The organism is Microcystis sp. M53598_WE2 (genome assembly GCF_030067735.1).
GTDB lineage: Bacteria > Cyanobacteriota > Cyanobacteriia > Cyanobacteriales > Microcystaceae > Microcystis > Microcystis aeruginosa.
Map to the genome: position 1 here is coordinate 1 of NZ_JASJFE010000441.1, position 5000 is coordinate 5000.

A 5000-nucleotide genomic window follows, 5' to 3' on the forward strand; every position below is an offset into this window, starting at 1 on the left:
CTACTTATAATCAATTTAGTACATACCGATTTCCGAGAACCTCCTTAGGTAAAAATTCCCTCCTGAATCCTAGGGTAATGATAATTATGTGGACAAAAATGGCAATAGATAAATTGAGATTAAAAAAAATTCGGCCTATGGGACAGTTGGGATTTTTGTTAGGAACAGTTTCTCTTTTGGGTGGCTGTCATTCTTTGAATGCTATCCAAAATCGTCCCCAACCCTTGCCCCAAGATCAATATATTCAAGTCTATTTTAATTATAATCAAGCCCAGGGGTCAAATTATACCGATCCCTATCGCCAAATTAATCGCCCGGGGGATAATTTAGAACAGGTTATTATTGATAATATCAACTCGGCCAAAAGTTCGATCGATCTAGCGGTGCAAGAGTTACGTTTACCCGCCATCGCTCAAGCTTTAGTGGAGCGTCAGCAACAAGGAATTAAAGTTAGGGTTATCCTCGAAAATATTTACAATAAACCTATTCATAGTTTAGCCAAAAACCAAGAACAATCAAGCGATCAAGAACAGGAACGTTATCAAAACCTTTTTGATTTAGTTGATGTAAATCGAGATGGTAAATTAAGTGCGGAGGAAATCGCCCAAAGAGATGCAATTACTATCCTCAAAAAAGCTGGTATTCCCATAATTGATGATAGGGCAGATCGCTCAAAAGGTAGTGGTTTAATGCACCATAAATTCATGGTTATTGATAATTACACTACTTTAATCAGTTCAGCTAACTATACCTTAAGTGATATTCATGGAGACTTTTCTAATCCCAAAACTGTCGGTAATGCCAATCACTTATTAGTGATTACTAATACCCCACTAGCTAGAGTTTTTCAACAAGAATTTAATCTGATGTGGGGAAGGGAAGATCGGCCTAAATTTGGGTTAGATAAACCCCAGAGAAACCCGCAAAAAATTACTATCAGTAGTAGTAGTCTGACGGTAAAATTTTCCCCCGATTCTACTACTTATCCCTGGGCAATTACTAGCAATGGTCTCATTGGTGAAACTTTAAATAAAGCTGAAAAATCCGTGAATTTAGCCCTGTTTGTCTTTACGGAACAGCCTTTAGCTAATATTCTCGCTCAACGACATCAAAAAGGGATAGAAATTAAAGCTTTAATTGATCCTAGTTTTGCCTTCCGATACTATAGCGAAGGATTAGATTTATTAGGAGTTGCTCTCAGTAATAAATGTCGTTATGAACCAGATAATCAGCCTTGGCAAAACCCAATTAATACCCTAGGAGTTCCCGATCTAGCCCGGGGAGATAAATTACACCATAAATTCGGTTTAATCGATGATAAAATTGTGATTACTGGTTCTCATAATTGGTCAAGAGCCGCTAACCATCAAAACGATGAAGCTTTAGTTATTATCGATAATCCCACCGTTGCCGCTCATTTCGATCGAGAATTTCAATATCTTTACCGTACCGCTAAATTAGGACTGCCGGAAACTATTAAAAATCGGATCGAACAGGATAGAAAAAACTGCCCCCAATCTGTAACAATTAAAAGCGATCGCTTAATTAATTTAAACACCGCCACCAAAGAAGAATTAGATAGTTTACCCGGTATCAGTGGCAAATTAGCCGAAAAAATTATCGCTGCCCGGCAACAAAAACCCTTTACTTCCCTAGAAGATTTGGATCGAGTATCGGGAATCGGTCAGGGAAAAATTAGCAAGCTCAAAGGCAAAGTCAGCTGGTGATCAGTGCCTCGTCTGTATTTTTTGCCATAGACAAAAACTAGCAATTTTCCCTTGTTACGGCAAGCTAAGTAGGTAGGTGTTAAAATCGTCAGCCCCCCTTATTAAGGGGGATCCCCCCGCCTATCGGCACCCCCCTTATCAAGGGGGGCAGGGGGGATCGAACCCAAAATCTATCTTCTATTTAATTATAACCACTTATTTACCACAGACAAAAAAGGGTTATTTTAACGGTTCGGGAATACTATCGGAAGGAGCCTCAAACTGTCCAGTAATAACGTATTCTAGACGCAATTTCAGCCAAGTAATAAACTGTTGATTGAGAGAAACAATCGCCGCTGCCGGTTGGGGAGTTTTCTTTTTGATATCGGCAAAAGCGGGAGTATCTAAAAAAGCTGGATTGGCAATTAACCAAAAATCAATTTCTTGACCTTTTTCTTGATAATTCCTGATTCTTTCCTTCAAAACTTCCTTTTCGATCGCTTCTTCTTCTAAAAACTTTTGACTGGCTACCAAATAATAATAAGTTGTCATCATCTTTCCTTTAATTTTTCAGTGTAATTGTTCGTTAGTCGGTAGATTAGCTGATAGCTGATGGCTTTTACAATTGTCCACGCATAGCCAATTTCATTTCCCTAACAGCCCGTTCCAACCCGACCAAAACCGCACGACTGATAATTGTGTGACCAATGTTCAATTCTTCCATATTGGGCAAACAGGCGACGGCATAAACATTCCCATAGGTCAAACCGTGGCCGGCATTCACCCGCAAACCCAGAGAGGAAGCGTATTCACAACCTTCTTTAAGAATTGTTAACGATGCTTGACGATCGCTCTCCTGTTGTGCTTCGGCGTATTGACCGGTATGGAGTTCAATAAATTTCGCCCCCGTATTAGCGGCCGCTTGAATTTGGGCAAAATCGGCATCAATAAACCAACTAACGGGGATATTAGCCGCTTGCAGGCGCTCTACAACCCGACAAAAACGGTCAAAATTGCCCAGCATATCGATCCCCCCTTCCGTGGTCACTTCCTGGCGCTTTTCGGGGACAAGGGTGACATAATCGGGTTTAATATCGAGAGCAATGGCGATCATTTCCTCCGTCGGGGCCATTTCCAGATTCAGATGAGTCCGCACCGTTTGCCGGAGAATCCGCACATCGCGATCTTGGATATGACGACGATCCTCGCGCAAGTGAACGGTAATGCCATCAGCACCACCGATTTCGGCCAAAACTGCCGCCGCCACGGGATCCGGTTCCACGGTGCGGCGCGCTTGGCGAATTGTGGCCACATGGTCGATATTGACACCCAAAGTCAGCAAAGTTGAACCTCCTTGTTTGTTAGTCCAACTTTCCATCTTACCATTGCCGTCAAAAGCGATTACATACTGGGGATATTTAAACCACTGGTCAGTTCTTCCATTTTGCTGCGCATGGTTTCCGTGGAGGCATCATAGGCGACTTTCATGGCTTCTAGAATAGACCCAGCCACAATCTCCAGATCTTGGGAGAGGAGAGCCGGATCGATTTCAATCCCCCGGGGTTCTTGGTTGCCACTGAGATAGACTGTCACCAAGCCATTTTCACTCTGGCCAGGAATTTCCATAGTTTCCAGTTCTTCTTGCAGAACTTTGGCCCCTTGTTGCACCTGTTGCGCTTTTTGGAAAGCGTCTTGTAATTCTTTAATCTTACCGAGACCGAATCCGAATCCTTGTCCTTGTGCCATAATGTTTTTTTTGTTTAAGGGGTCACTCAAGGTTTTTATTGTACTGCTTAAGGTGAACTCGGAGCAACTTTTGGCCATTTGAGGGCAAAAAGTGATTATTGACAACGATGACTTTCTGACTGGGTTAAGGTTTGAGGGAACTTGTTCTCTCTTCATCCGTCACGGGATGGTCAGAAAGAGAAATCCGAAAAATTATCCTAACCACTCAGTCGATTACCCCACGCCATAATACAATTGTTGCTTTGACGAGGAGAATAGCAATTTTGAACGCCAAAAAAACGGGAATTTTCTTGACAATTGCCCTAAGTTGTGCTTTAGCGGGGAAAGCGGCGATCGCTAATACTTCCCCTTTGGAGGGGACTCGATGGAAACTAAGGGGGTGGACAGCTGGAAGTTTGGTGAAAGAAACGGAAATTACTGCCGCTTTCCAGAAAAATATCCTCAGTGGTTCGGCCGGATGCAACCAGTATAATACTGGCTATCAAGTCAATAATGGCACGTTCCAGATCAACCAAGCGATCGCTACTACCAAAAAAGCTTGTCCGGAACCGCAGATGAAACAAGAAAATCAATATCTGGCCGCCTTGCAAGGAGTGGAACAATTCCAAGTAACAGTTAAAGGCGATTTACAATTATTTTATCGTACTCCCGAAGGTTTAGGAATACTCACTTTTACCCCCGCACCGACCACCACGCGCACGGAAAAGACAATTTATATCAATTCTAGGAAACAACCCTGTAGCCAAGGACCAACCAAAGACTGTTTACAGATACGAGAAAAACCAGAGGAAAACTGGAGATTGTTCGCCAATAGTATCGAGGGATTTGATTATAAACCAGGATTTTTCTATCAAATTAAAGTTAGCATTGAAACCGTCTCCAATCCAGCTAATAATCAAAATTCGGAAACATGGAAGCTATTAGAAGTTATTAGCCAAACCCCAGAAAAAGAGACTCCGCGAGCTTGGTTTGATCGACCGTTAACTAATTGGAATAAAGCCAAGGCACCTATCCCCAAATCTCCCGTTAAAACCGTGATTGATAACCAGTGTCGTGAACAGGTTCGTCCGGCAATTACTGCCAATGATCAAGCGCTTAATAAAGCAGGATGGTTACTGTACGGGTCCGTGCAAACCTATGGTAAAACTAGCGTTATTTCGGCCATGAGTGGAGTGGATGGAATGTGCCGACCGATGGGTTATCAAGACTTTGTTTTTGTCGATGGTAAATTCGCTGGCACTCTTTCCCCGCGACCGATGGATTCCCGCACTGATGGAGCATCTCAGAGAATTGTTTTACAAAATAGCGATCGAATTATTGTGGTTTTTAATCGCTATAAAGACACGGATCCTCTCTGTTGTCCTTCCCAATTAAGTCGCGTTATTTATCAAATCGAAACAGTCAGCGGAGTGCCAGTTGTTGTTCCCAAAGAAGTGGAAACAGAAGCGGTGAGAAACTAATTCAGTTATCAGTTATCAGTTATCAGTTATCAGTTATCAGTTATCAGTTATCAGTTATCAGTTATCAGTTATCAGTTATCAGTTATCA

Annotated in this window: 5 protein-coding genes; 2 read left to right on the forward strand and 3 right to left on the reverse strand. The window is 42.2% G+C overall.

Annotated elements, in window-relative coordinates; genetic code table 11:
* Positions 1-86 precede the first annotated feature (86 nt).
* Positions 87-1727, forward strand: coding sequence for a DUF655 domain-containing protein (locus PX636_RS09275; RefSeq protein WP_288116864.1), 1641 nt, complete (start codon positions 87-89; stop codon positions 1725-1727).
* Positions 1728-1946: 219 nt separating this feature from the next.
* Here the strand turns inward: PX636_RS09275 and PX636_RS09280 are convergent, their stop codons facing one another.
* From PX636_RS09280 to PX636_RS09290, 3 genes are all read right to left on the reverse strand, one after another.
* Positions 1947-2258, reverse strand: coding sequence for an MgPME-cyclase complex family protein (locus PX636_RS09280; RefSeq protein ID WP_002797828.1), 312 nt, complete (start codon positions 2256-2258; stop codon positions 1947-1949).
* Positions 2259-2325: 67 nt separating this feature from the next.
* Positions 2326-3048 carry a pyridoxine 5'-phosphate synthase gene (locus tag PX636_RS09285; RefSeq protein ID WP_288032482.1) on the reverse strand — a complete coding sequence of 241 codons (723 nt, stop codon included), beginning with the start codon at positions 3046-3048 and terminating at the stop codon, positions 2326-2328.
* 59 nt (positions 3049-3107) lie between these two features.
* Positions 3108-3452: a YbaB/EbfC family nucleoid-associated protein gene (locus tag PX636_RS09290; RefSeq protein WP_288116862.1), complete on the reverse strand. Its 345-nt coding sequence runs from the start codon at positions 3450-3452 to the stop codon at positions 3108-3110.
* Between the two features lie 263 nt (positions 3453-3715).
* On the opposite strand from PX636_RS09290, the gene PX636_RS09295 reads away from it, so the two are divergent.
* Entirely contained in the window at positions 3716-4912 is a 1197-nt protein-coding gene (locus PX636_RS09295) for a DUF4377 domain-containing protein (protein ID WP_002797825.1), read from the forward strand.
* The last annotated feature ends 88 nt before the right edge of the window (positions 4913-5000 follow it).

Bases quoted from the DNA above. Each gene is read 5' to 3' on its own strand.
- PX636_RS09275 (WP_288116864.1), top strand. From the start codon at position 87: ATGTGGACAAAAATGGCAATAGATAAATTGAGATTAAAAAAAATTCGG.
- PX636_RS09280 (WP_002797828.1), bottom strand. From the start codon at position 2,258: ATGACAACTTATTATTATTTGGTAGCCAGTCAAAAGTTTTTAGAAGAA.
- PX636_RS09290 (WP_288116862.1), bottom strand. From the start codon at position 3,452: ATGGCACAAGGACAAGGATTCGGATTCGGTCTCGGTAAGATTAAAGAA.